Annotated in this window: 1 pseudogene; it reads left to right on the top strand. The window is 63.4% G+C overall.

The features are described from left to right. Positions 1-113: 113 nt before the first annotated feature. A pseudogene (locus GVL52_RS30735) lies at positions 114-388 on the top strand (hypothetical protein); the annotation flags it as partial.

Genomic DNA, 388 nt, shown 5'->3' with positions numbered 1-388 from the left:
CCCGCATCCTGGACACAGCCTGGACACAGAACGTGCTCAAGCCCCACTTCAGCGATGGCCGGCTGTGGGGCCAACCCCTACTCACTCGCGACCTGTACCACGACATCCACCTCATGGGATTGCACAGTGTCATCGCCGCGAGCAAGAAGGCCTCCAAGTCCCATGCAGAGGGCCCAGCCGCTGAGGCGATCCGCGCATTCATGGCCGAAGCGCTTCCACTTGCAATGCTCGCAGCGAGCTTGAAGCACAAGGTGGTGAAAGGCAGGGCGCCCGCGACCGGGCCCTCGGCTCCGATCAACCCGGACAAGCACGTTCGCACCTGTCCCGTCTGCTTTCGACAGATAGCAGTCCGGCAGGGCAAGATGGTCCATCATGGCTACAGCCGCCC

This window comes from Rhizobium sp. 18055 (genome assembly GCF_902706285.1).
Taxonomy (GTDB): Bacteria; Pseudomonadota; Alphaproteobacteria; order Rhizobiales; family Rhizobiaceae; genus Rhizobium.
Note: the sequence above shows the minus strand (reverse complement) of the source record. Positions and strands in the feature narration are given on the sequence as shown.